The sequence below is a fragment of the Ligilactobacillus sp. genome (genome assembly GCF_036846325.1).
Taxonomy (GTDB): Bacteria; Bacillota; Bacilli; order Lactobacillales; family Lactobacillaceae; genus Ligilactobacillus.
Window position 1 is genome coordinate 1 of the sequence record NZ_DAIUCE010000161.1, and the last position, 2,692, is coordinate 2,692.

The 2,692-nt window shown below is 48.0% G+C and carries 2 protein-coding genes and 1 pseudogene; all 3 read right to left on the reverse strand.

Going from position 1 to position 2,692, the window contains the following annotated elements; translation table 11 throughout:
- Positions 1-59 precede the first annotated feature (59 nt).
- A complete protein-coding gene (locus V7Z60_RS09690) occupies positions 60-986 on the reverse strand; it encodes a Ppx/GppA phosphatase family protein (protein WP_334117608.1) in 927 nt (308 codons plus the stop codon).
- A 15-nt stretch (positions 987-1,001) separates the two neighbouring features.
- Positions 1,002-2,024, reverse strand: a complete 1,023-nt coding sequence (gene trpS, locus V7Z60_RS09695; RefSeq protein ID WP_334117609.1) for a tryptophan--tRNA ligase — start codon at positions 2,022-2,024, stop codon at positions 1,002-1,004.
- 260 nt (positions 2,025-2,284) lie between these two features.
- A pseudogene (locus tag V7Z60_RS09700) lies at positions 2,285-2,692 on the reverse strand (hypothetical protein); the annotation flags it as partial.

Consider the following 2,692-nt stretch of genomic DNA (forward strand, 5'->3'; position numbering starts at 1 on the left):
AAATTTTATATTTGAACTGTATACTTGACAGGACATAGTACACCCCAGACTCTCTTCGTTCATTCACGCTTAAGCATCGAATACAAGACGCCTTCTCTTACGCCTGATTCGGAAAAGATTATTTCCGGCGTCTGCAGGTACTCGATTAAAAATACAATTGGCGAAAGCCCTGCAATAATGATATCGGCGCGCTCAGCTTCCGGACCCAGGATATCCGCACGCTCCCTGCGATCCATCCCGAGCCACTCCGTATAGGTTTCGATGAAGGAATATGCTGACATCGAAACGCCGTGGATATTTTCAAGATCCTTTCTTCCCAAACGCATCAGTTCCTTTCTGGCAACGGTTCTGCTGGCCCCGCCAAGCAGGACCAGCGGAAGCTTTGTTCCCTGCAGCAGCCACGGAAGCTGTCTGAACTTGTACAAAATGAATCGATAGAATTTGAAAAGATCCTGCGCCGAAATCTTATCATGAGCATTGAATTTTTCAGAAAGACTGACGGCACCATAAGGTATCGATACATAGCTGACGGCCTCCTTGTCAGCAACAACTGCCAGCTCAAAGCTTCCGCCGCCCATGTCGCAGATGACACAATTCTTGACGTTCAGCGAATTAATCACTCCGACATAGTCATAATAGGCTTCGGCGCTGCCGGAAAGCACTTCGACGTCAACCCCCGTCAATTCCTTGACGCGTTCCAGAAATTCAAGGCTGTTTTCAGCCGAACGCACTGCGGCCGTGGCAATCCCGCGAACCGTCAGATTGGGCATGTTCTGGTATTCCCTTTGAAAATCCCGCAAGGCATTCAATGTTCGCTCGACTGCCTTGTCTTCAAGCTTCTTCGTGCCGCTTGAACCCATGCCTTCTGCCATCCGCGTCATCTGTTTCATCCGCTTGACTTCCGTAAAATTGCCCTTGTCATCCACCTGGTTGATCGACATCCGCGTCGAATTCGAACCGAGATCAAGCATGACCAAATTCTTCATCCGTTGTTCCCGCCTTTACTTCAAAATGTCAAAATAATTGACGCCGATTGCGGCACGAACTTCTTCAAGCGTCTGGTTGGCAATTTCATTTGCCCTGTCGCTGCCGTCCTTCAGCATTTGATAAACGGCAGGAATATCCTTTTCAAACTCTGCTCTGCGCTCGCGAATCGGTCCGAGTTCCGCTTCCAGAACATCATTCAGGTAACGTTTGATTTTGACGTCGCCTAAACCGCCGGCCTGATAGCGTTCCTTCAAATCGGCAACGTGTTCCTTGTCGGAATCGAAAATGTCAAGATACGTAAAGACCATATTGCCTTCAACCCGGCCGGGATCTTCAACATGAATGTGGTTCGGATCAGTGTACATCGACATGACCTTCTTCTTCAGCGTATCCGCATCATCAGACAGGTAAATGCAGTTTCCAAGCGATTTGCTCATCTTGGCATTGCCGTCAAGTCCAGGCAGACGTCCGCTGCCCTTCTTCGGAAAAACGCCCTCAGGTTCAACCAGGACTTCGCCATAGATCGAATTGAAGCTGCGTACGATTTCCCTTGCCTGTTCAAGCATCGGCTCCTGATCATCGCCAACAGGAACGTATTTGGCCTTAAATGCAGTAATGTCAGCTGTCTGGCTGACAGGATAAGTAAAGAAGCCGGCAGGAATCGAACGTTCGAAATTCTTTTGCTGAATCTCTGCCTTAACCGTCGGATTGCGTTCAAGACGGGACACAGTCACCAGATTGAGATAATACAAATTAAGTTCTGCAAGCGCCGGTATCTGCGACTGGACGAAAATCGTCGACTTCTTCGGATCAAGTCCGACGGCAAGATAATCAAGCGCAACCTGAATCAGCGAATTCTTGATTTTTTCCGGGTCGCGTGCATTGTCGGTCAGAGCCTGCTGATCGGCAATCATGATGTACGGAGTGTATTTCCCCGTATTCTGCATCTCAACGCGGTTCTTAAGCGAGCCGACGTAATGACCGATGTGAAGTTTCCCCGTTGGACGGTCGCCCGTCAAGATAATATTGTTTTCCATTACGAAACATCCTTTCCATCGTCGACATATGCAAAAAACCCGCCCTGCTCCAAAAGGAATAGGACGAGTTACCGTGGTGCCACCTATTTTGCAATAATGCCGCTCTTTTTCTTATTCAACTATCGTCTCTCAAAGCCCCACTTCGGGTCATCGCTGCGCATCTCAGCCAAAAGCGCATCTCTGTCGTTGACTCCCCTACTATTGCTTCTCATTGAAACATCAACTAAATTTTAATCAAAAAAATCAAAATTGTAAAGACATTATTCAATGTCTCCGCCTGACTTGAACCGCCAGACAAATGTCGTTCCGATAACGGCGCAGACTGCTGCCAAAATCATTCCAAATGCTTCGCCAAGCGGAAAGTCGCCGTGCTTGTTTTCGGATTTTTTCTTGACGGTCACTGCCTGCTTAGGCGCAATCTCATGCTGCTTGTCAGATTCGCCTGAATTTTTGCCTGCGGATTTTCTGGAAAATACAGGGTTCTTATTTTCGCCAGGTTTTGGCCAAGTTACAATGCTGTTGCCAATCCTTGTCGTCAGGGTCCTGCTTTCATGCTGATACGTCAACTGCTTTGGAGCATTTGCGGGATGATTGATCAAATATCGTTTCAAATTAAGCTGTGCCTGCTGATACATGCTGCGGTACTTTGCAGCGAGATCCTGCAGAAT